The sequence below is a fragment of the Brevundimonas sp. GW821-FHT10A07 genome (assembly GCF_059415785.1).
This window is the reverse complement of sequence record NZ_JBWKNX010000012.1, coordinates 24,080-44,713: the sequence shown is the minus strand read 5'-3', so window position 1 is coordinate 44,713 and position 20,634 is coordinate 24,080. Positions and strand designations below refer to the sequence as shown.

The 20,634-nt window shown below is 68.5% G+C and carries 21 protein-coding genes and 1 riboswitch; of the genes, 4 read left to right on the top strand and 17 right to left on the bottom strand.

The window, feature by feature from the left end; genetic code table 11:
• Nucleotides 1–48: 48 nt before the first annotated feature.
• Nucleotides 49–1,650, bottom strand: coding sequence for an exodeoxyribonuclease VII large subunit (xseA, locus tag AC07NC_RS11290; protein ID WP_494569607.1), 1,602 nt, complete (start codon nt 1,648–1,650; stop codon nt 49–51).
• A 282-nt stretch (nt 1,651–1,932) separates the two neighbouring features.
• Here xseA and purD point away from each other — a divergent pair, with 282 nt between their 5' ends.
• On the top strand, nt 1,933–3,207 hold the full coding sequence (gene purD, locus AC07NC_RS11285; RefSeq protein ID WP_494569606.1) for a phosphoribosylamine--glycine ligase: 1,275 nt from the start codon (nt 1,933–1,935) through the stop codon (nt 3,205–3,207).
• Nucleotides 3,208–3,272: 65 nt separating this feature from the next.
• On the opposite strand, the gene AC07NC_RS11280 is transcribed toward purD, so the two are convergent.
• Together AC07NC_RS11280 and AC07NC_RS11275 are read right to left on the bottom strand one after the other, a co-directional pair.
• Entirely contained in the window at nt 3,273–3,602 is a 330-nt protein-coding gene (locus AC07NC_RS11280; protein ID WP_492070982.1) for a hypothetical protein, read from the bottom strand.
• Nucleotides 3,603–3,705: 103 nt separating this feature from the next.
• Nucleotides 3,706–4,389 (bottom strand): murein L,D-transpeptidase catalytic domain family protein, encoded by a 684-nt coding sequence (locus tag AC07NC_RS11275; RefSeq protein ID WP_035307683.1) that lies wholly within the window; start codon nt 4,387–4,389, stop codon nt 3,706–3,708.
• Nucleotides 4,390–4,503: 114 nt separating this feature from the next.
• Between AC07NC_RS11275 and AC07NC_RS11270 the strand changes: the two genes are divergently transcribed.
• Complete coding sequence (locus tag AC07NC_RS11270) at nt 4,504–5,829, top strand: metal-dependent hydrolase family protein (protein WP_494569605.1); 1,326 nt, start codon at nt 4,504–4,506, stop codon at nt 5,827–5,829.
• Here the strand turns inward: AC07NC_RS11270 and lpxK are convergent.
• From lpxK to AC07NC_RS11245, 5 genes are read right to left on the bottom strand one after another with little or no spacing between them, the layout of a single operon-like run.
• Nucleotides 5,814–6,830 (bottom strand): tetraacyldisaccharide 4'-kinase, encoded by a 1,017-nt coding sequence (gene lpxK / locus AC07NC_RS11265; protein WP_494569658.1) that lies wholly within the window; start codon nt 6,828–6,830, stop codon nt 5,814–5,816. The genes AC07NC_RS11270 and lpxK overlap by 16 nt on opposite strands.
• On the bottom strand, nt 6,827–8,131 hold the full coding sequence (locus tag AC07NC_RS11260) for a 3-deoxy-D-manno-octulosonic acid transferase (RefSeq protein WP_494569604.1): 1,305 nt from the start codon (nt 8,129–8,131) through the stop codon (nt 6,827–6,829). Before AC07NC_RS11260 ends, lpxK begins: the two co-directional genes overlap by 4 nt.
• Nucleotides 8,128–8,811, bottom strand: coding sequence for a lysophospholipid acyltransferase family protein (locus tag AC07NC_RS11255; RefSeq protein WP_494569603.1), 684 nt, complete (start codon nt 8,809–8,811; stop codon nt 8,128–8,130). The genes AC07NC_RS11260 and AC07NC_RS11255 overlap by 4 nt, the downstream gene beginning before the upstream one ends.
• Nucleotides 8,808–10,637 carry an ABC transporter ATP-binding protein gene (locus AC07NC_RS11250; RefSeq protein WP_494569602.1) on the bottom strand — a complete coding sequence of 610 codons (1,830 nt, stop codon included), beginning with the start codon at nt 10,635–10,637 and terminating at the stop codon, nt 8,808–8,810. Before AC07NC_RS11250 ends, AC07NC_RS11255 begins: the two co-directional genes overlap by 4 nt.
• Before the next feature lie 31 nt (nt 10,638–10,668).
• Nucleotides 10,669–11,184: a COG3650 family protein gene (locus AC07NC_RS11245; RefSeq protein ID WP_494569601.1), complete on the bottom strand. Its 516-nt coding sequence runs from the start codon at nt 11,182–11,184 to the stop codon at nt 10,669–10,671.
• Nucleotides 11,185–11,288: 104 nt separating this feature from the next.
• Nucleotides 11,289–11,432, top strand: a riboswitch (FMN riboswitch).
• Between the two features lie 97 nt (nt 11,433–11,529).
• On the opposite strand from AC07NC_RS11245, the gene AC07NC_RS11240 reads away from it, so the two are divergent.
• On the top strand, nt 11,530–12,501 hold the full coding sequence (locus tag AC07NC_RS11240; protein WP_494569600.1) for a DMT family transporter: 972 nt from the start codon (nt 11,530–11,532) through the stop codon (nt 12,499–12,501).
• A gap of 31 nt (nt 12,502–12,532) precedes the next feature.
• Nucleotides 12,533–13,198, top strand: a complete 666-nt coding sequence (locus tag AC07NC_RS11235) for a protein tyrosine phosphatase family protein (protein WP_494569599.1) — start codon at nt 12,533–12,535, stop codon at nt 13,196–13,198.
• A 67-nt stretch (nt 13,199–13,265) separates the two neighbouring features.
• Here AC07NC_RS11235 and AC07NC_RS11230 read toward each other — a convergent pair whose 3' ends face one another.
• From AC07NC_RS11230 to AC07NC_RS11190, 9 genes are all read right to left on the bottom strand, one after another.
• Nucleotides 13,266–13,469, bottom strand: a complete 204-nt coding sequence (locus AC07NC_RS11230; RefSeq protein WP_183194831.1) for a hypothetical protein — start codon at nt 13,467–13,469, stop codon at nt 13,266–13,268.
• Nucleotides 13,470–13,536: 67 nt separating this feature from the next.
• On the bottom strand, nt 13,537–13,782 hold the full coding sequence (locus tag AC07NC_RS11225; RefSeq protein ID WP_008262601.1) for a DUF4170 domain-containing protein: 246 nt from the start codon (nt 13,780–13,782) through the stop codon (nt 13,537–13,539).
• A 93-nt stretch (nt 13,783–13,875) separates the two neighbouring features.
• The gene (locus tag AC07NC_RS11220; RefSeq protein ID WP_494569598.1) at nt 13,876–14,670 is read right to left on the bottom strand and encodes a 3'(2'),5'-bisphosphate nucleotidase CysQ; all 795 of its coding nucleotides are present in this window, start codon (nt 14,668–14,670) and stop codon (nt 13,876–13,878) included.
• Nucleotides 14,667–16,034: a TldD/PmbA family protein gene (locus tag AC07NC_RS11215; protein ID WP_494569597.1), complete on the bottom strand. Its 1,368-nt coding sequence runs from the start codon at nt 16,032–16,034 to the stop codon at nt 14,667–14,669. The genes AC07NC_RS11220 and AC07NC_RS11215 overlap by 4 nt, the downstream gene beginning before the upstream one ends.
• A 54-nt stretch (nt 16,035–16,088) precedes the next feature.
• Complete coding sequence (locus AC07NC_RS11210; protein ID WP_035307697.1) at nt 16,089–16,496, bottom strand: MAPEG family protein; 408 nt, start codon at nt 16,494–16,496, stop codon at nt 16,089–16,091.
• A 3-nt stretch (nt 16,497–16,499) separates the two neighbouring features.
• Nucleotides 16,500–18,332 carry a M14 family metallopeptidase gene (locus AC07NC_RS11205; RefSeq protein ID WP_494569596.1) on the bottom strand — a complete coding sequence of 611 codons (1,833 nt, stop codon included), beginning with the start codon at nt 18,330–18,332 and terminating at the stop codon, nt 16,500–16,502.
• Nucleotides 18,333–18,406: 74 nt separating this feature from the next.
• Nucleotides 18,407–18,724: a type II toxin-antitoxin system PemK/MazF family toxin gene (locus AC07NC_RS11200; protein WP_494569595.1), complete on the bottom strand. Its 318-nt coding sequence runs from the start codon at nt 18,722–18,724 to the stop codon at nt 18,407–18,409.
• 1 nt (nt 18,725) lies between these two features.
• Nucleotides 18,726–19,055, bottom strand: coding sequence for an AbrB/MazE/SpoVT family DNA-binding domain-containing protein (locus AC07NC_RS11195; protein ID WP_292148303.1), 330 nt, complete (start codon nt 19,053–19,055; stop codon nt 18,726–18,728).
• 42 nt (nt 19,056–19,097) lie between these two features.
• Nucleotides 19,098–20,627 (bottom strand): UbiD family decarboxylase, encoded by a 1,530-nt coding sequence (locus AC07NC_RS11190; RefSeq protein WP_494569594.1) that lies wholly within the window; start codon nt 20,625–20,627, stop codon nt 19,098–19,100.
• Nucleotides 20,628–20,634: the final 7 nt, after the last annotated feature.

The following is a 20,634-nucleotide window of genomic DNA, read 5'->3' as shown; positions in this document are numbered from 1 at the left end:
GTTAGCAGGAAGCGCCGCCGGGGCGAAGCGGAAAACGGACGGAACCGGTCAGAACAGGTCGCCTTGCCCCGGCGCGGCAGGCTTGGGCCGAGGCGCCGGCCGCGCCGGGGCGGACGCTGTACGGCCGTCGCCGCCGTCGATGATCGCGCCCCTTGCGCCGTCACCGAACACAAGACGCACCGCCTGGCCCGCCTCCAGCGTCGCTGCGGAAGTGATCCAGTCGCCGTCCGGATTTTCCACGCGGGCGAAGCCGGGCTTGGGCCGGCCGGGGTCCAGCGTGGCCAGGGCGCGCGTCAGGCCCGCCAGCCGATCCGCGTCCCGTTCCAGCCGACGCGGCATGACGCCGTCCAGCCGCGCCCCAAGCGCCTGCAACCGCGCCTCGCGTTGGTCCAGCCGACGATGCAGGGGGGCGGGCGACAGTCGCGCCGAAACCTGAAGCAGCCGCCGCTCGCCGCGCGCCACGCCGGCTTGCAAGGCGGCGCCCAGCCGGTCGCCCGCGCCGCGCAACCGGTCCTGTCCTCGCTCGATCCGCGCCCGCAACAGGGCGGGGCTCAGCTTGCCGCCCGTCACGGCCAGATGCCGTTCGTGCAGGGCGACATTGCGTTGCAGCCCCGAACCCAGCCGGCTGGCGGCGTTGTCCAGTCGCTGCTGCGCCAGGGCCAGCAGATCCTCCGGCCGCGCCGGCAGACCCCGCGCCACGGACCGCAGCCGGGTACGCCGATCCTCGATCAGCCGCCCGCCGGCCAGGACCATCCGCCGGTCCAGGTCGGCGACCGCATATCTCAGGTCCGCCAGCACCGGCGTGGCGATCTCGGCCGCGCCCGTCGGCGTCGGCGCGCGCCGGTCGGACACGAAGTCGATCAGGGTGGTGTCCGTCTCATGCCCCACGGCCGAGATGATCGGGATCCGCGCCGCCGCCACCGTCCGCGCCAGTCCCTCGTCGTTGAAGCACCACAGGTCCTCGACCGAGCCGCCCCCACGGGCCACGATCAGCAGGTCGGGGCGGGGGATCGGCCCATCGACGGTCATCGCGTCGAAGCCGCGAATGGCGTTCGACACCTGGCCGCACGCCGCCTCGCCCTGGACCACCACGGGCCAGACGATCACCCGGCAGGGCCAGCGTTCGGCGATCCGGTGCAGGACGTCGCGGATCACGGCGCCCGTCGGGCTGGTGATGACGCCGATGGTGCGGGGAAACTGGGGCAGGGGCTTCTTGCGCCCCAGCTCGAACAGGCCCTCTTCGCGCAGCCGGACCTTCAGCCGCTCGAGTTGCGCCAAAAGGGCGCCGGCCCCGGCCGCCTCCATGCTCTCGATCACGATCTGGTACGACGACCGCGCCGGATACGAGGTGATCTTGCCGGTGACAATGACCTCCAGCCCCGCCTCCGGCTGGACGCCCAGGCCGCGCACCGATCCCTTCCAGATAACCCCGTCGATGGCCGACTTGTCGTCCTTCAGGGTCAGATAGATGTGGCCCGAAGCGTGACGATTGACCTTGGACACCTCGCCCCTCAGCCGCACATGGCCGAATCGCTCCTCCAGCGTCCGCTTCAGGGCGAAGGACAGTTCGGAGATCGACAGGGGCGGATTGTTGTCGCGCGGGGCGGCGGCCTCGGCCGGGCCTTCGAACACATAGGAGTCGTCGCTCATCGGCCCATCCTAGACCGGCTCGCTTCACGCGGGAACAGGAACCGCGCCGTTACGTTCGCCTTTCATGGCCGCCGATCCGCAAGGTACCGATCCGGAAAACCGCGACCCGCGCGAACGCGGCCTGATGCGGCGCAGCGGCGCCGGCGGGGCTATGAGCCCCTAGCTGATCATCGGCGGAATCGCCCTGCTCGGCCTAGTCGTCTACATGCTTTCCGCCCTGTTCTGACGCTTCAGCCCGGCGGACGCTTGACCGCCCGACGCAGGCCCGTCATTGCCGACTTCATGATTATTCTTCTCGTCGGATCGGGCGGGCGTGAACACGCCCTGGCCTGGAAGATCGCCCAGTCGCCGCTGGTCACCCGCCTCGTCGCCGCCCCCGGCAATCCGGGCATCGAGAAGCTGTGCGAGCTCCGTTCGGTCAAGGCCGACGACGCGGAGGGCCTCGCCGCCCTGGCCCGCGAGATCAAGGCGGACCTCGTCGTGGTCGGGCCGGAAGTCGCCCTGGCCGCCGGTCTCGCCGACCGTCTGGCGTCGGCCGGCATCCCTTGCTTCGGCCCCACCGCCAAGGCGGCCCAGTTGGAGGTGTCCAAGGCCTTCTCCAAGGCCTTCCTGGAACGCCACGAAATCCCCACCGCCGGCTACGGCGTCTATGACACGGTCAAGGACGCCAAGGCCGCTCTGGACGTGTTCAAGCCTCCCTATGTCATCAAGGCCGACGGTCTGGCCGCCGGCAAGGGCGTGGCCATCAGCCCCGACCGTCCCGACGCCGAAGCCGAGATCGAGCGCATGCTGGGCGGCCGCTTCGGCGCCGCCGGGGCCCGCGTCGTGATCGAGGAGTTCATGGACGGGGAGGAGGGCTCCCTCTTCGCCCTGTGCGACGGCAAGCAGGCCGTCCTGTTCGGCGGCGCCCAGGACCACAAGCGCGCCTTCGACGGCGACACCGGTCCCAACACCGGCGGCATGGGCGCCTATTCGCCGGCCCCGGTCTTCACCGCCGACCTGGTGCAACAGGCCGACGAACGGATCGTCCAGCCCACCATCCGCAAGATGGCCGAGGAGGGCGCCCCCTATCGCGGCGTCCTCTACGCCGGCCTGATGGCCACGGCCGACGGTCCCAAGGTGGTCGAGTTCAACGCCCGCTTCGGCGACCCCGAATGCCAGGTGCTGATGATGCGAATGGCCGGGGACATCGTCCCCTATCTGCTGGGCTGCGCGCGGGGCGACGTCTCCGGCCTGCCGTCCCCGGCCTTCAAGCCCCAGACGGTGATCTGCGTCGTCATGGCGGCGAAGGGCTATCCCGACAGCCCGCTGGAGGGGTCGATCATTCGCGGCGTCGACCAGGACTTCGGCCCCCACGTCCAAGTCTTCCACGCCGGGACCCGACGCCGCGAAGACGGCCAGCTGTGCGCCGCCGGCGGCCGCGTCCTGAACGTCTGCGCCGAGGGCGACGACATCGCCCAGGCCCGCGAACGCGCCTATGCCGCCATCCGCAAGATCGACTGGCCCGGCGGCTTCAACCGCTCTGACATCGGCTGGCGGGCCCTAGACCGGGGCTGACTCCAACAACCAACCTTCGGTTTTGATTTGACGAAACAGCGGCAAAGCTTCCCACTCGGCCCATGTCAGTTCGTCGCAAACTCACGGCAGGCGAGTTCCTTGAGCGGATTGCGTCCGAGTTCAAATACCAGTCGCCGCTTCCGCGTCTGAAGGTCTTCGGGGACGAGGGTCTGCTTATCTGGCGCGACAAGGGCGTCAAAACTGGCGTGGTAATCGGTCCATCGGTCGGTGGCGCCTTCGTCTTCCTGCGAAGAGCGCGAGTTCGCGTGGAAGCCGTTACCGAAGCCGTTGGAATTTTGGAGGACGTCTTCCGAGGCGAGATCGTAGAAATCCAGGCGTTCGGGCCTGGAGGCGGCGACATATGGCTGGCGCACGTCAACGCGCCGGCGGTGCATGTTTCGCGTTTTGACCGCAGCAAAGGCGTCGAGGTGCCGGTGTTTACGCGTATGGCGTTTGGGCCTTGGCCGTCAGCCAAAGGCTAAAACCCGGACCTGAGCCTTACGCCCAGGCGAACAGCAGCCGGCCTTCGCCCATGCGTTCGCGCAGTTCGGGCAGATCGGTGTGGGCGACCGAGAAACAGCCGTAGCTGCGACCCAGTTTGCCTTCGCGCGCCAGGAAGTCCGGGTCGGCGTAGTCGGCGCCGTGGATGATGATGGCCCGCTCGCGGGCCTTGTCGTTTGAATATTCCAGTCCGTCCAGCAGGACGTTCGGCCCCTGTTGCGACCCCCAGCTGGCGCCGGCGGTGGCGTAGGCGCCGACCGAGGACATGTTGGAATCCGGCGTATTGGAGAAGCGCTGGGCGTAGCCGGAATGGCTGGGGTCGGAACCGCGACCGTGGCAGGTGCGCAGGACCTTGACCTCGCCGGCGACCAGATCGACCTCGTACAGCCGCTCTTCGCCCGAGAATTTCTGAAAATCGACCAGATACATGCGGTCGCGAAGCGGGATCTTGTGGTGGTGGACGTCCAACGCCGTCATGGCGCGTTCCATCAGTTCCTTGCGAACATGACCGCGCGGATCCAGAGGCGGAGGCGTCACGCTTACGGTCTGGATCGGCGCCGCAGGGGGGACGACCGGCGCGACTGTCGCGGCGGTGGTGAGCGGGGCCTTGGCGCTCGCGCTGGCGCAACCCGCCAACATGGCCGATCCGCCCAGAATAAGCCCTCGTCTCGATAGCCGCATGCGACGCCCTCGTTGCGGTTGGTCTTCAGGCGTGTTTGTTTCAAATGGTTACGGGCGAAGCAACCTTGGCCTTGTGGGGCGATTTTGCGGCGCACCTGTTTGGGGGAGAAATCGATGAAGCGTTTCGGTCTGGCGATGGCGGCATGGGGGGCGTTGGCCGCAGGCGCGGCGGCGCAGCAAAGCCCCGCAGGGGTTGGGGTTTCTCCAGAGCCGACGACGATGTTCGTCGAGGTCGGGCGATTGCTGGCCGACCCGTCGAACGGCGTTGTGCAGCGCGGTAAAACTCTCGTGATCAGAGGGAACCAGGTCGTCGAGGTGCGTGACGGCTTCGTCGGCGACCCGGCGCAAGGGCAGGTCATCGACCTGCGGACCGCCTTCGTCCTGCCGGGACTGATCGACAGCCACGTCCATCTGACGGGCCAGCAGAACCCCAATTCCCGTCTGGAAGAGGTCACCCTGTCCGACGCGGATCAGGCCATGGTGGGCGCCCGCTACGCCCGCCGCACCCTGATGGCGGGCTTCACCACCGTCGCAGACCTGGGCGCCGGCAATCAGGCGATCTTCGCCCTGAGAAACGCAGTGCGGAACGGCGACGTGCCGGGACCGCGCATCATCGCAGCCGGATCCTCGGTCTCCATCCACGGCGGCCATGGCGACATCAACGGCTATCGCGACGACGTCATGCATCTGCTGTCGTCCGAGAGCATCTGTTCGGGGGCGGACGACTGCATGCGCGCCGTCCGCACCCAGGTCCGGGCCGGCGCCGACATCATCAAGATCACGGCCACGGGCGGGGTCCTGTCCAACACCGCCGCCGGTCTGGGCCAGCAGTTCAGCGACCCCGAACTGACCGCCATCGTCGACAGCGCCCACCGCATGGGCCGCCAGGTCACGGCCCATGCCCACGGCGTGGACGGGATCAACGCCTTCCTGCGCGCGGGCGGCGACTCCATCGAACACGGCACCTATCTGGACGACCAGTCGATCCGCCTTTTCAAGGCCAACGGCGCCTGGCTGGTGCCCACGCTGTTGGCCGGCGATTTCGTCGCCCGCATCGCCTCGGGCCCCAACAACTTCTTCACACCGGCCCAGACCGCCAAGGCGCTGGAGGCGGGGCCAAAGATGCTGGACATGGCGCGCCGCGCGCATGAGGGCGGGGTGAAGATCGCCTTCGGCACGGACAGCGGCGTCTCGGCCCATGGCGACAATGCTCAGGAGTTCGCGCTCCTGGTCCGCGCTGGCCTGACGCCCCTGGAGGCGATCCAGGCGGCCACCGTCGGGGCCGCAGATCACCTGCGGATCGCCAATGAGGCCGGAAAGATCGCGCCCGGCATGCCGGCCGACATCGTCGCGGTGTCGGGCGATCCGCTGACGGACGTGACCGAACTGGAGCGGATGAAGTTCGTGATGAAGGGCGGGGTGGTCTATCGCGCCGACTGAAGCCGCGCGTTCAGGAAGGCGGCGAACCCCGCCTGATCCTCGAAGCGGGCGACCACCGGCCAGGCCGTCACATCGGCCCGCTGGTCGGGCGTCAGCCGGACCCAGTCCTTTTCCGTCGTGACCAGACCGGCCTGGAACACCGCCGCCCGCGCCCGCAGGAAGGCCATGTCCTCGGGTCTATAGGCCGCATGATCCGGGAAGGGGACGAAGTCCGCCAGGTCGCAGCCGGCCGCCTTCAGCGACCGCTCGACCTTCCAGGGCTTGGCGATGCCGGCGAAGCCGACCTGCGGCCCGGCCGGCGGCGGACCTTCGGGCGTCAGGCGACACAGGAAGACGGGCAGGGCGCCGAAGACCGCGACCAGTTCGGGATCGGCCGTCTCGACATCGGCGGGCAGCATCACCACCACGGCGTCGGCGCGCGCCAGTCCCGCCGCCAGGGGCTCGCGCATAGGGCCGGATGGAAACACCGAGCCGTCGCCGAACGGCCATTCGTCCTCGCGCGTCTCGCCGTCCACGACGATCAGGCTGACGGTCTTCTTCAAGGCCGGGTTCTGATGGCCGTCGTCCAGCACCAGCACCTGCGCGCCCTCGGCCCCCGCCGCCCGCGCGCCCGCGACCCGATCCCGCGCGATCCAGGCGGGCGAGGCTTGCGCCAGCATCAGGGGCTCGTCGCCGACGTCCTCGGCGGTATGGATCTGCAAATCGACGCGCACCGGCCCCTCCAGCCGCCCGCCGTAGCCGCGCGACAGGGCCTGGGCCTCTACGCCTGCCGTCCGCAGCAGTCGCAACACCTCGCGCGCCACCGGCGTCTTGCCCGATCCGCCGACGGTCAGATTGCCGACCGAAATCACCGCACAGCCCGGATCGACCGGGACCGCCCGCGCGATCCGCCGCGCCGTGACCCCGGCCCAGATCCAGCCCAGGGGCTTCAGCAGGGTGCGGGTCAGCCGGGCGTGGCTGCGATCGCGGACATACCACCAGCGGGGGGTGTTCAGCTTCATCGGCCCGAACCCGTCCTGGTCGCCGTCTTCGGCGTCAGCGGCGACAGGAAGGCCCACAACCGGTCCAATCCGCCGCCCGCTTCGGCGGCGGCGCGCCGGGCGCGCTCGCCCATGGCCTTGGCCGCCGCAGGATCGGCCAGCAAGGGCTCGACCGCGCCGGGCAGGTCCCAGGGCGCCTGAACCAGGACCAACCCTCCGGCCTGGGCCAGGGCCGAGGTCACGGTGGCCCAGTTGGAGGCGTCGGGTCCGGTGATGGTCGGCCGCGCCAGCCGCGCCGGCTCCAGCGGATTGTGCCCGCCCACCGCCGGCAGGCCCAGGGCAGGGGCGAACGATCCGCCCATCACCACCACATCCGCCAAACGCAGGAACAGCCCCATCTCGTTCAGGGTGTCGGCCAGATAGACGTCGGTGTCTCGACCGATGGTCTCGCCCCGCGACCGCATGGCGAAGGCCACGCCCTCTCGCTGCAGGGCTGTGGCGATATGCGGTCCCCGTTCCGGATGACGCGGCGCCAGGATCAGGCAGGCGCGGTCCGCCAGCTTATCCAGGGCGCGGACAATGGCGATTTCTTCGCCTTCATGGGTGCTGGCGGCGACGACCACCGGCCGGTCGCCGATGGCGGCGCTCAGGCGGCTGAAGGCGGCGGCGTCATGGGGCAGGGCGTCGCCCGCCAGCTTCAGATTGACCAGGCCGTCGATCCGCGCGCCCAGGCGCTCCAATCGCTCACCCGACGCCTGATCCTGGGGCAGGACCAGGTCGAAGACCCTGGTCAGCGCCCGCGCCGAGGCCGGAAACCGCGCCCAGCCCTCGACCGTCTTCTCGGTGATCCGTGCGCTGACCAGCGCCAGTTTGACGCCGCGTCGATGCGCCTCCAGCAGCATGTTCGGCCACAGTTCGCTCTCGACGAAGATCGCCAGGCTGGGCCGCCAATGATCCAGGAACCGCGCCACGACGCCGGGCCCGTCGACCGGCGCATACTGGTGGATGGCGCCCCTGGGCAGCCGTTCGGCCAGGATCCGGGCCGAGGTCACGGTGCCCGACGTCACCAGCACCGTCAGGTCCGGCCGGGTCTTCACGAACCGTTCGACCAGGGGCAGCAGCGACAGGGTTTCGCCCACGCTGACGCCGTGCAGCCAGACCAGATCGCCGGCGGGTCGTTCGGCGCGGGTGAAACCCAGCCGCTCGTCGACGCGCGCGGGGTCTTCCTTGCCCCTGTGCGCGCGGGCGTCCAGCAGGCGCGGGGCGAGCGGCTCCAGCGCGCGGGTCAGCAGTCGATAGGCCAGCAGCGGCAGGGGCGTCACGGCTTCAGCCCCGTGATCGCGTCAGCCCGCGCCTCGACCCCGTTCATGCGGGCCGTCCAGTCCTCGATGACGGCGGCCATGTCGCCGCCCTCGGGGAACTCGGCGCGGTCCCAGACGATCGCCCCCTTGCCGAAGGGCAGGGGCAGGACGGCGCGGTCCCAGCTGTTCAGGCGGATCGCCGGATTGCACGACAGGCCGATGAACAGGGCCGGCGCCTTCGACAGTTTCGCCATAAGGGGCAGGCCTTCGGCCATGGTATTGGCCGGGCCGCGCGGCCCGTCGGGCGTCACGGCCAGGGCGCCGATCTTCAACTGTTTCAAGCCGTCGCGCAGGGCCTGTGACCCGCCCTTGGCCCGGTCGGCCTTGTCCTTGTTGGCCGACGAACCGCGGACGGCGGGAAAGCCCTGACGCGCCACGGCCTTGGCGATGAACTCGCCGTCGGCCGACAGCGAGATCAGCCCCTTCGCCGGTTGCGCCCGGTCCAGCGGCCACGACGCCGGGGCCAGGCCGATCCGCGAATGCCAGAAGACGCAAAGCACGCCGCCGCCCTGAGCCCAGACCTGTTCGGCGACCGTCTGGTTCTCGTGGGTCCAGCGGATGGTGGCGAAGCAGAACTGCATCCACTGCGCCAGCGTCCAGGCCAGGACGGACTGGATCACCGGGTTGCGCAGCGGCCTCACGCGACGGTCTCGACCGTGGGCGGCGTCCCGTCCAGAGACTGCTGGCGGGCCAGTCGGGAATAGAGGCCGCCGCGCGCGACCAGGACGACGTGCGGGCCTTCCTCCACCACGCGCCCGGCCTCGATCACATAGATGCGGTCGGCGTTGCGAACGGTCGACAGACGGTGGGCGATCATCAGGGTGGCGCGCCCTTCCATCAGCCGCTCCAGCGCCGCCTGGACCAGGGCCTCGCTCTCGGTGTCCAGGGCGCTGGTCGCCTCGTCCAGCAGCAGGATCGGCGCGTCCTTCAGGAAGGCGCGGGCGATGGCGATCCGCTGGCGCTGCCCGCCCGACAGCCGCAGGCCCGCCTCGCCGGCGCGGGTCTCGTACCCTTCGGGCAGGGCGGTGATGAAGTCATGGGCGGCGGCCGAACGCGCGGCCTCCTCGATCTGGGCTTGCGTGGCGCCCGGCCGCCCATAGGCGATATTGGCGGCGATGGTGTCGTCGAACAGGAAGGGCTCCTGCGTCACCAGGGCGATATGGTCGCGCAGATCGTTGATCCGCAGCGCACGCACGTCCCGCCCATTGATCGTCACCGCCCCGCCCGTCACGTCATAGAAACGCGGCAACAGGCTCAATATCGTGCTCTTGCCTCCGCCCGACGGGCCGACCAGGGCCACGGTCTCGCCGGGGGCCACCCGCAACGACACCTGATCCAGCGTCGGCGCCCCGCCCGGCCCATAGGCGAACGACACCTGGTCCAGCACCACCTCGACTGGCCCGGGGGACAGGGGCGCCGCATCAGGCGCCTCGCGGATCTCGGCCTCAATGTCCAGGGCGCCGAACAGGCGGCGCGCGGCGGTGAAGCCCTCGCTCATGACCGTCGCCAGGTTCGTGACCTGCCGCAGGGCCTGACCGGCGGCCAGCAACATGCCGATGAAGGCGGCGAAACCGCCGACCGTCATCTCGCCCGACTGCGCCCGCCATCCGGCATAGGCCATGACGGCAGCGACAACGATATAGGCCACCAGATCGCTGGACGGTCCCGCGAAGGCGCGGGCGTTGGCGCCCTTGATGACGTGGCGCTGGCGACGCGCCACCACCTCGGCGACACGGTCCTGCTCGGCGGCCTCGCGGTTCTCGATCTTGATCAGGCGAACCCCGTCGAGATTCTCCATCAGGGCGGTGGACAGGTTCTCGGTCTCGGCCATGGCGCCTTGCGCGGCCTTGCGGGTCTTGCGCCCGAACCGGCGCAGCACCAGCGCCACCAGCGGCACGCCCAGCAGCACGACCATGGTCAGCTGCCAGTCGATGAACCCCATGTAGATCAGCACGGCGATCAGGGTCAGCAGGTTCTGGGTGTAGTTGACCACGCCCGAGGTGAAGGCCTCGCGCACCATATTGGCGTCGAACAGAACCGACGAGACGAAGCCCCCCGAATGCTGGCTGCGCAGCCGGGCTAGGTCGGCGCGGATCATGGCCCCGAACAGACGGATCTGGATGTCGCCGACGATCGTGTGACCCAGCCGGTTGACCAGGGCCGCCTGGCCCAGCGCCGCCAGGGTCCGCATCACCGCGACCGCCAGGATGGCGGCCGGAATCCAGATGATAGCCTTGTCTGCGGGGAAGCTGACGACCCCGAACAGGCTGATCGGCTCGGTCCCGCCCAGGAACAGGCCGTTCACCGCCGGTTCCAGCAGTTTCAGCAGGGCCGCCGTCAGCAAGCCCGTCATCGCCGCGCAAAGGACCGACAGGATCAGCGATCCCTTGTGCCGGGACAGGTAATCGCGCCAGATCCGCGCCAGCAGGGCGCTCAGGGGCATGGTCTCGGAAGCGGGCGCGGTCATCGGCCTTCGGTCGTCCGAGCCGCCCCTCAAGTCAAGGCTTGTCAGGCGACGGCGGAAGAGACCGCCGCTCCTCGTCGGCTCGGATCAGGGTTTCGCCTGGCGCGTCGTCGATCCTGACCGCCGGGGGGACGGTCGGATTGGAGGCGTAGCGTCGCCCGTCGAACGGCACGGCGGCCTCATAGCCCTGGACGATCCCGCCGCCCGCCACCTGAACCCCCAGCGCGCGGCGGCCGTGGTTTTCGCGTTCCAGAAGACGAATGGGCGCGCGGGCCACGCTGATCTCTCCGACCGAGCGATAGGCCGGTCCGTCGCGGTCCAGAACCAGCAGGCGGCATCCGCCCGAGCCGCACCAGGCCGGTCCGGTCAGATAGACCAGAGCCGTCTTGCCGTCGGGGGTGATGGCGGCGGTGTAGCGGGTCGTGGCCGTCGCGTCGCCGGCGCGCTGTTGCAGATAGGCGATCAGGGACGGGTCTTCAGGCGGCGTGGTCTGGGCGATGGCGCCGCCGGCCGGCAAGGCGACGGCGATGACGGTGGCGAGGATCTTCATGGCGGCGCTTCCGGCGTGACGGGCTTCGACGCCTGAACGCCTGAACGTCGAGATGGTTGAAGATCGAGCGGCCTTTTTCTAAGTAGGGTGCGCAGGTTCGCCTGCAGTGTTCTCAGGGCGGGGTGCGATTCCCCACCGGCGGTAAGGCGGCGACGCCAAGCCCGCGAGCGCTCCCCCGGCTTGGGGAGGTCAGCAGATCCGGTGTGATTCCGGGGCCGACGGTATAGTCCGGATGAAAGAGAACGGGATCCAACGCCTCGCGGCGTTCGTCGCTCGTGCTTGAGCGGCGGGCGCGGCGCGTCGTCGCCCGTAACCCTGGAAAACTGGTTACGGAAAGGACGACCATTGAACCAGATTTCCTCGCCTTCCTCCCGCGCCGCCGCCTGGGGCGCGCTGTTGATGCTGTCGGCCAGTCTTGTCTTCGCCGGTGGCAACACCCTGCAATCGGTCCTGCCGCGCCAGTTCGGCATGAGTTCGACGGGCATGGCCTTCTGGCAATATCTGATCGCCTCGGTCCTGATGCTGCCGATCGTGGTGCGGATCGGACTGGACAAGCTGAAGACGCGCCGGCCCTTGGCGCATCTAATCCGCGCCTTTGCATCGGCCCTGGGTGTGCACGTCTTCGTCTACGGCTTCGTGTCGGGCGTGCCGATCTGGCAGATGGTGACGCTGTTGGCGACCGGCCCCCTGTTCGTCATCATCGGCTCGACCCTGTTTCTGGGGGAGCGGGTGTCGGCCTCGCGGATCGGCGCAGCGGTGATCGGCTTCATCGGCGCCGTCATTGTCTCAGGCGTCGGAGCCGAAGGCCTGGGATGGGCCGCCCTGACCCCGGTCCTGGCCGCCGCCCTTTGGGCCGTCACCGATGTGATGACCCGCTGGTTGGCCCGGGAGGAGACGCCCGAAACCCTGACCGTATCCCTGCTGGTCCTGATCACGCCCAGCCATCTAGCGCTTCTGCTCTTGGCGAACGCCTTCTCCTTCGCCCTTCCGGCCGGGGTGGCGACGGACCTGGCCTTCGCCCTGCCGCAGGGCGCGGGTCTGCTGCTGTTGCTGGCCCTGGGCGGCCTGACGGCCGCTGCGCAATATCTCCTGGCCTCCGCCTACAGGCTGGCCGACGCGGCCTATCTTCAGCCCTTCGCCGATCTGAAAGCGCCGCTGGCCGGTCTCGTGGGCTGGCTTCTGCTGGGCCAGACGCCCTCGATCTGGTTCTGGCCGGGCGCCGCCCTGATCGTCGGCGCCTCGATCTTCATCTTCTGGATCGAGGGTCGGGCGCCGCAGGGCGGGGCCGCCACGGCCCCCGTCGCAAGCGGAGGATGACGCGGCGGCTCAGGATCGCTATCTGGCGGCCATGGCGCGCTTTGATCTTTCGACCGCGATGGGCCGTTTCCGGGCGCATTGGCATTATTTCTGGGCGGACCACGCCTTCCTGCGCCTGGCGTTTTCCAACGCCCACTGGCTGGGGCCAGACCTTGTGCGCACCAACCAGCCGTCGCCGCGCCAGCTGGCCTATTGGAAGAAGAAGGGCGTCAAGACCGTCATCAATCTGCGCGGCCAACGCGACGAGGGCTATTACTGGCTGGAGAAGGAAGCCTGCGAACGCCTGGGCCTGACCCTGATCGACGCGCCGCTGGATTCGCGCGACCCGCCCGAGACGGACCGGATTCACCGCGCGCGTCGCCTGTTCACGACCATCGAATACCCGGTGCTGATCCACTGCAAGTCGGGTGCGGACCGGGCGGGCATGATGGCCGTCTTCTATCGCCACTTCCATCTGGGCGAACCGATCTCGGTCGCCATGGCGGAGCTGTCGAAGAAGTACCTCCACTCGCGCGAGGGCCTCACCGGCGTGCTGGACTATACGCTGGAGAAATTCGTCAGCGAGATCGAGCCGCGCGGGATCAGTTTCATCGACTGGATCGACAGCCCCGACTACGACCCCAAGGCGATCCGCGCCGAGTTCAAGGCCGGCTGGTGGGGCACGCTGCTGACCGAGAAGTTGCTGAAGCGGGAGTAGGCCACGCTGTCTCTGCATCCGTCACCCTAGGAACAAGTCCGGGTTACGGGCGTGAAGGAGCGGCGGCTCAGCCCCAGGGGCCTTTCGGGGGCTGGTCCCCGCGTTCTCGAGCCTCAGCTTCAAGCTCGGCGTCGCGCCGCGCCTTGCGGTCGGCCTCCCACTTCTTGAACCAGCGCGCATACCCGATCTGCCCGCGCAGCGAGATGCTGAAGAGCGCCAGCACCGCCAGCAGGCTGACCAGTTGGAAGATCTGTTGCGGTTCCAGGTTCATGTTCTTCCTCGCATCCAGACTTCAACGTCGGATCAGGGAGCCGGTTCGGCTCCCTGATGTCGCAGGATCAGGCCGCGTCGCCGCGCGGGTCGATCAGCTTGTGGGCGTGCAGGATGAAATAGCGCATGTGGGCGTTGTCGACCGTCGCCTGAGCGCGGGCCTTCCAGGCCTTCTTGGCTTCGTCGTAGCTGCCGAAGGCGCCGACGAATTCGATTTGCGAAAGATCGCGGAACGTCGGCTCGCCCAGGTGACGCAGTTCGCCGCCGATGACGAGGTGAAGCAGCTGGGGCGGGACGGAGGATTGATCGACCATCGGGTGTCCTTGAAGTCTGGGGAGGGCTTTTGCCGGGGCATAGGCCCAGAACGCCTAAGGATCAATGTATGACAGGGTTTTTCAACCCAAGCCCTAGGTCGATAGCGGCACGTTTTTACAGCGCCGAACGATCAGCGGGTGCAGGGCCGGGGCGGCGCAGACCAGGCTGGCCTGACGCGGATCGGGTCGGTTGAACCGCCACGGCCGGCCGTGATGGTCGGTGACGCGGGCGCCGGCCTCTTCGGCGATCAGGCTACCCGCGGCCACGTCCCAGTCCCATTTGGGCGTCAGGGCCAGGGCGGCGTCAAAGGCGCCGGCGGCGACCAGGGCCATCCGGTAGGCCAGGGCGTTGCGCTTGGCGAACCGCAGCACCGGCCAGGGCTCGTCCCAATGCGACCCCTCGATCATCCGCGCATCGCCCAGCACCGAGGCGTCGTCCAGGGTCTCGGCGTCGGACGCCCGGATCACGGCCCCATTGCGCTGCGCGCCGCCGCCGCGCGCCGCCGCATAGGTTTCCTGAACCTCGGGCGCATGGATGGCGGCGGCGACCACCTGGCCGTCCTCGACGACGGCGATGGGCACGCACCACCAGGGCTGGCGCTTCATATAGGCCACCGTGCCGTCCACCGGATCGACGATGAAGATCCGGCGCTTCGACAAGCGTTCGGGCGTGTCCGCCGTCTCTTCCGACAGCCAGCCATAGTCGGGCCGGGCGGCCAGCAGCCGGTCCTTCAGCATGGCGTCCACCGCCAGGTCGCCGCTGGTGACGGGCGACCCGCCGACCTTGGACTCGATCCTCAGCCCGGCCTCGCGCTCTGCGACCGCCAGCGCCCCGGCGTCGATCGCCGCCTGGCGGATCAGCTCCAGATCTGAGGCTAGATCGATCATTTGCCCGCTATGGCCACCGCGTCGAACATCAGGCTGGGCACATTGAACCCGCCCCGGAACTCCAGGTCCGACCCGCGTTGGAGGCGCAGATAAAGCTCGGGCAGCTTGCCGGCCACAGTAACCTCGTTGACCGGATAGGCGATCTCGCCGTTCTCGAACCAGAAGCCGGACACCCCGGCGGACCAGTCGCCGGTGTTCCCGTTCAGCGACGGCCCGAACATCGACGTGACCAGCAGACCCGTCCCCGCATCGGCCATCAGGCCGGCCAGATCGCGGTCGCCCGGCTCCATGTGCAGATTGTGGGTTCCGACCCCCGGCGGTCCGGCCAGGCCGCGCGAGGCGTGACCGGTGGACTGCAGCCCCAGTTGGCGGGCCGAGGCGCTGTTCAGCAGCCAGGTGGTCAGGACGCCGTCGTCGAACAGGGCGCGCCGCTCGACCGCGACCCCTTCGTCGTCGAACGGCGTCGATCCCAGGCCGCGCGGCCGGAACGGATCGTCGATCAGGGTCACCCCTTCGGCGAACACCCTCTGGCCCATCCGGTCCTTCAGGAAGGAGGTGCCCCGCGCGATCGACGGCCCCGAAATGGCGCCTATGGCCGGCGAGACGATCTGGCCGGCCATGCGGTTGTCGAAGATGACCGGGGCGGTGGTCGAGGCGATCTTGCGCGCCCCGGTTCGGGCTACGGCGCGCTCGCCGGCCGTACGCCCGATGATCTCGGCGCCCGGCAGGTCGGCCAGATGCCGGGTCGAACGGCTCTCGCCGCCACGCTCCATGGCCCCGTCCTTTTCGGCGATCACCCCGACGCCCAGCGAAAAGGTCGAGCCCCGATAGTCGCCGTCGAACCCGTGCGAGGTGACCAGTCGCCATTGGCTGGACGACCAGGACGCATGCCCGCCCTCGGATCGGGCGACGCCCTCGACCGCCAGGGCCGCTGTCTCGGCCTCGGCGGAAATCTGTTCCAGAATCAAGGCGCTCCGTTCGCTGGGATCGAACAGGTCCAGATCGACGAAGGGTCCGCGCGCCAGCCGATCTTCGGGGGCGAAACCGGCGTGGGGATCTTCCGGCGCGAGGCGCGCCATGGCCACGGCGCGTTCCACCAGGCGGGTGCGGGTTTCGGGCGACAGGTCCGACGCCGACACCGAGGCCTGACGCTGGCCGACGACGACCCGCAGGCCCAGATCGCGCGATTCCTCACGCTCCACGTCTTCCAGCTTGCCGTTGCGCACCCCGACCGACAGGGACCGACGATCGGCGCTGACCGCCTCGGCGGCGTCGGCGCCGGCCCTCAGGGCCGCCTGGACGATGTCATTCAGAAGATCGGGCAGAAGATCGGTGGAAACAGGCGCATCTAGGGTGTCGGTCATGCCCCGATATGGCGGACGCTCCGCCGCGCCGCAACCTGTTGCGCTGCAACAGGATCAGACGACGGCGAAGGCGATCAGGCCGACGGCGGCGGTCAGCAGCGCGACCCAGGTCAGCAACATGCCGATGACACGGCCCAGCGACGGCCCTGTCTGGAACAGCAGGCCCAGGGCATGGACCACGCGCCCGACCAGCAGGGTCGCGCCGACGGCATGCACCATCCACGCCGGAGCGCCGACGGCGGCCAGCAACAGCATGGCGATCATGCCCGGCGCCGCATATTCGGCGCAGTTGCCGAAAGCGCGGGTCGCGGCCGCCAGATCGGGGTTCCCGCCGTCGCCGAACGAGACCATGTGCTTGCGCCGCCCGCTGACCACTATCCCCGACAGGACCAGCATCAGCAGGATCAGCAGGCCGCTCCACAGGGCGGCGGCCTGGACGGCTTGCATCAGGGGTGTGGTCATCGATCAGTCCTCGCGGCCGACGGGATAGAGCAGATAGCGGTCGTCGTAGAAGGGCGTCCGCTCATAGAACCAGGCCAGCCGCGCCTGCGGATCGGCGGCGAATGCGGGCTCGGCGGCCAGCTTGGCCTCGAACTCGGCCTTCAGCGCCGGGGCGGCGGCCAGCATCTTTTCCGCCAGGGGCGCGATGGCGTAGGCCTCGATATATTCGACCCGGCTCATGACCTCGGGGAACATGCCCCAGGCGAAGAAGCTCTCGCTGGACTGCGGCTCCAGCAGCAGCACCACGATGTCGCCCAGCGGCTGATCGGTCGGCACGCGCACCGAACCGGTCGGGAAGGTCCAGTCACGGCGCTCGACCTCGACCGTCTTCAGCGAGGCCTGGACGTGCCCCTCATTGGCCCGTGTCGCCAGTTTCGGCTCGACCAGGCGCAACATCGACAGGTTGATCGTCCGCGGCGCCTCGACCGTCTCCATCTCGACGCCGTGAATCTTCAGCCGCTCGATGATGTCGGTGCGATAGCTGGGAATCCAATAGGCCGTCGGGCGCGTCAGGGTCAGCGTCGGCTTGGACCCATAGAAGGGCATCGACCACAACTCGGGATCGGGCCGGCCCAGCCAGCGCACCTCGTCGCGACCCGAGGCCGGGCTGTGGTACATCTCGTACAGAACGCCCTTGAACGGCCGCGTGGAGGAGGGGGCCTCTTCCGCCTCGAAGTTCGCCAGGATTTCGGCGGGACGCAGGGCCCGGTCCTGATCCGTCGCCGCCTTCAGCGCTACGCCCTGATCCGCCAGCAGCCGCATCGCCTCCTCGATGAAGACATAGGTGCCCAGCACCCGCTGCTCGTGCGGCTTCAGGCTGTGATTCTCGATCAGGATGGTCGGCACATGGGCCGCAGAGCCCCAGCCGTTCGAGAACCGTTCGCCCAGGCCGCCGTCCGACAGCCCCTTCTTCGGCTCGTCGTCGTCGATCCCGAACACCAGCTCGCCGGGGATATGACCCTCGCGCTCCAGCGCTCCGTTCATCGCCGGCTTGAACACCGTGTCCAGCCAGGCCGAGCCGTTCGGCGACCGGCTGAACGTCCCGTCCTCGCCGTTGAAGCCGTAGGTGACGTCGTACTGGTAATCGAGGCCGTCGGTGACGTGGACGTCCACATACAGGTCCGGCCGGTATTTCAGGATCAGGCCGCGCACCGCCCGCATCTCGGGCTGGTCCAGCTTCAGATAGTCGCGGTTCAGGTTCTGGTTCGTCGCCGTATTGCGCCAGCCCTGAATGCGCGGCCCGCGCTGGTTCGGGCGGGAATAGGCGCTGGCCCGCTCATGGCCATCCACGCTCAGGATCGGGATCAGGATCAGATTGACCCGGTCCAGCAGGGCGTCCTTGCCGTAGAAGGCGATGTCGCGCAGCACCATCATGCCCGCGTCCTTGCCGTCGATCTCGCCGGGGTGGATGCCCGCCTGGACCATCAGCACCGGCTTGGCCGGATCTAAGGTCGCGCCATCCTTGGACGCGATCACTGCATAGATCGGCCGACCCTCGGGCGAGACGCCGAACTGTTCGATGCGGATCAGGTCGCTCGCCTGATCCAGCCGGTCGAACCAGGCCCGGGTGTCGGCGTAGTTGGGCGAAAAATCATGCGCCGGATCGGCCTCGAACGCCGTGACCCAGGGATCGGAGGCGTCGCGCAGCAAGGCCTTGGACGCCCCGTTCCATTGAGGTGCGGGCGGCAGGAAGGCCTGGTCCCACGGCGCGGTGTTGGGAAGCGTCTGGGACATGGCGGGGCTCACGCTACAGGCAAGGGCGGCAAGAAGGGCCGCAATCAGGGAAGTGGATCGCATGGCCTTTCGTGAGCCGATTGCCTCGGCCTGACAAGTATGACCCGCGCCGCCCAGCGCGGGCGCCCTTTTGCGACCTAATCTTCGAACATCTCACGCAGGACGGCGAGAACTTCACGCAACAGGCGCGGGTCCGCCTCGCCGATCCGTCGTCCCAGACGCGTATGGTCGACGGTGCGGACCTGATCGACGGCGGCTGAGCCCGGCTTGTCTTGAACGGAGGCGGGAACGCGAAACCGCCGATGCGCTCCACTGCCCGTGAGCGGCACGATGATTGAAGCTCCGCTACGATTCATCGCATCCGGCGACACGATCACGCATGGGCGGGTCTTGCGGATCTTATGCCCCACGGTCGGATCCAGCTTGATCCACCAGATCTCGCCCCGCTGGACCATCTCAGGGCTTTACCACGCCGTCAGCCCGCAGTTGCGCCTCTATGCGCGCCATATCCTCTTCTGACGAGGCGTCCCACTCATCGTCCGTCTCGCTGGTCAGGTCGGCATCCAGCCATTCCCGATCCTCTTCGGTCAGCCCCTCCTTGGCCAAGGCCTCGAAGTCTTCCGCCCAGCCTTCGCGCACCTTGCGCTTCACCGGCACGATGGTGACCTTGCCGGGCTCATAGACGAACTCGACGGCGGCGCCCTCGCTGACGCCCAGCGCGGCCAACACCGGTTTGGGCAGGATGATCCCGGCCGAATTCCCGATCTTGCGAACCTTGCTGGTCATGATCGCGCTCCGTTACAACAAAGTTATAACATGGCGGCCGCGTTACTTCCAGATCGGCGTCCCGTCGCCCGGCAGACCCAGCCGGCCCCACAGGTCGTTGACCCGCTCGATCACCGCCTCATCCATGCGGATTTCCTCGCCCCATTCGCGCTTGGTTTCGGGCGGCCATTTGTCGGTGGCGTCCAGGCCGATCTTGGAGCCCAGGCCGCTCTCGGGGCTGGCGAAGTCCAGATAGTCGATGGGCGTCGACTCGATCACGGTGATGTCGCGCGCAGGATCCATCTTGGTCGAGATGGCCCACATGACGTCCTTCCAGTCGCGGGCGTCGATGTCGTGGTCCACCACGATGACCCATTTGGTGTACATGAACTGGCGCAGATAGCTCCAGACGCCCAGCATCACCCGCTTGGCGTGGCCCGGATAGGCCTTCTTCATCGACACCACCGCGATCCGATAGCTGCACCCCTCGGGCGGCAGCCAGAAGTCGACGATCTCGGGGAACTGCTGGCGCAGCAGCGGAATGAAGACCTCGTTCAGCGCCTCGCCCAGCACGCTGGGCTCGTCCGGCGGCCGGCCGGTGAAGGTCGTCAGATAGATCGGGTCCTTGCGCATGGTGATGGCGCTGACCTGGAAGACCGGGAACTTCTCGACCGAATTATAATAGCCGGTGTGGTCGCCGTACGGGCCTTCGTCCTCGAACTCGTTCAGCAGGACGTGGCCCTCCAGCACGATCTCGGCCTGGGCCGGCACCATCAGCGGCACGGTCTTGCACGGGACCAGCTCGGCCTTGGCGCCCCGCATCAGGCCGGCGAACTGATATTCCGACAGGGTGTCCGGCACCGGCGTCACCGCCGCCAGGATCGTCCCCGGATCGGCGCCCAGGACGACGGCGCAGGGCAGGGGCTCCTTCGGCCGGGCCTTCTTGTGCCGGGCATAGTGTTGCGCCCCGCCGCGATGGGCCAGCCAGCGCATGATGGCCTTGTCCTTGCCCAGGACCTGCATCCGGTAGATGCCAAGGTTGAAGTCGTCCTCGCGATCCTCGCTCGGCCCCTTGGTCACGACCAGGCCCCAGGTGATCAGGGGGGCCGGCTCGCCGGGCCAGCACGACTGGACGGGCAGGGCGGTCAGGTCGATCTGGTCGCCTTTCAGCACCACCTCCTGCACCGGCGCCTTCTTCACCGTCTTGGGTCGCATCGACATGACGGTCTGCGCCAGGGGCAGCATTTCCATCGCGTCGCTCAGGCCGCGCGGCGGGGTCGGATTGCGCAGGAAGGCCAGCAGCTCCCCGACCTCGCGCAATTCCCCGGTCGTCGTCCGGTTCTTGCCCTCCAGCGTCACCCCCATGGCGACCCGCTTCACCGTGCCGAACAGATTGGCCAGGCAGGGAATGGGGCTGATGGTGCCGTCCGGCATGACCGGCTTTTCGAACAGCACCGCCGGCCCGCCGTTCCTCAACAGGCGGGTCTGGATTTCGGTCATCTCCAGCACGGTCGATACCGGCTCGGAAACCCGCACCAGCTCGCCCTGGGCTTCCAGCTGGTCGATGAAGTCACGCAGGGATTTGTAGGCCATGCCTCCG

Coding starts and splice junctions, on each gene's coding strand:
- xseA (WP_494569607.1), bottom strand. CDS start 1,650: ATGAGCGACGACTCCTATGTGTTCGAAGGCCCGGCCGAGGCCGCCGCC.
- purD (WP_494569606.1), top strand. CDS start 1,933: ATGATTATTCTTCTCGTCGGATCGGGCGGGCGTGAACACGCCCTGGCC.
- AC07NC_RS11280 (WP_492070982.1), bottom strand. CDS start 3,602: ATGCACCGCCGGCGCGTTGACGTGCGCCAGCCATATGTCGCCGCCTCC.
- AC07NC_RS11275 (WP_035307683.1), bottom strand. CDS start 4,389: ATGCGGCTATCGAGACGAGGGCTTATTCTGGGCGGATCGGCCATGTTG.
- AC07NC_RS11270 (WP_494569605.1), top strand. CDS start 4,504: ATGAAGCGTTTCGGTCTGGCGATGGCGGCATGGGGGGCGTTGGCCGCA.
- lpxK (WP_494569658.1), bottom strand. CDS start 6,830: ATGAAGCTGAACACCCCCCGCTGGTGGTATGTCCGCGATCGCAGCCAC.
- AC07NC_RS11250 (WP_494569602.1), bottom strand. CDS start 10,637: ATGACCGCGCCCGCTTCCGAGACCATGCCCCTGAGCGCCCTGCTGGCG.
- AC07NC_RS11245 (WP_494569601.1), bottom strand. CDS start 11,184: ATGAAGATCCTCGCCACCGTCATCGCCGTCGCCTTGCCGGCCGGCGGC.
- AC07NC_RS11235 (WP_494569599.1), top strand. CDS start 12,533: ATGGCGCGCTTTGATCTTTCGACCGCGATGGGCCGTTTCCGGGCGCAT.
- AC07NC_RS11230 (WP_183194831.1), bottom strand. CDS start 13,469: ATGAACCTGGAACCGCAACAGATCTTCCAACTGGTCAGCCTGCTGGCG.
- AC07NC_RS11225 (WP_008262601.1), bottom strand. CDS start 13,782: ATGGTCGATCAATCCTCCGTCCCGCCCCAGCTGCTTCACCTCGTCATC.
- AC07NC_RS11220 (WP_494569598.1), bottom strand. CDS start 14,670: ATGATCGATCTAGCCTCAGATCTGGAGCTGATCCGCCAGGCGGCGATC.
- AC07NC_RS11215 (WP_494569597.1), bottom strand. CDS start 16,034: ATGACCGACACCCTAGATGCGCCTGTTTCCACCGATCTTCTGCCCGAT.
- AC07NC_RS11210 (WP_035307697.1), bottom strand. CDS start 16,496: ATGACCACACCCCTGATGCAAGCCGTCCAGGCCGCCGCCCTGTGGAGC.
- AC07NC_RS11205 (WP_494569596.1), bottom strand. CDS start 18,332: ATGCGATCCACTTCCCTGATTGCGGCCCTTCTTGCCGCCCTTGCCTGT.
- AC07NC_RS11200 (WP_494569595.1), bottom strand. CDS start 18,724: ATGGTCCAGCGGGGCGAGATCTGGTGGATCAAGCTGGATCCGACCGTG.
- AC07NC_RS11195 (WP_292148303.1), bottom strand. CDS start 19,055: ATGACCAGCAAGGTTCGCAAGATCGGGAATTCGGCCGGGATCATCCTG.
- AC07NC_RS11190 (WP_494569594.1), bottom strand. CDS start 20,627: ATGGCCTACAAATCCCTGCGTGACTTCATCGACCAGCTGGAAGCCCAG.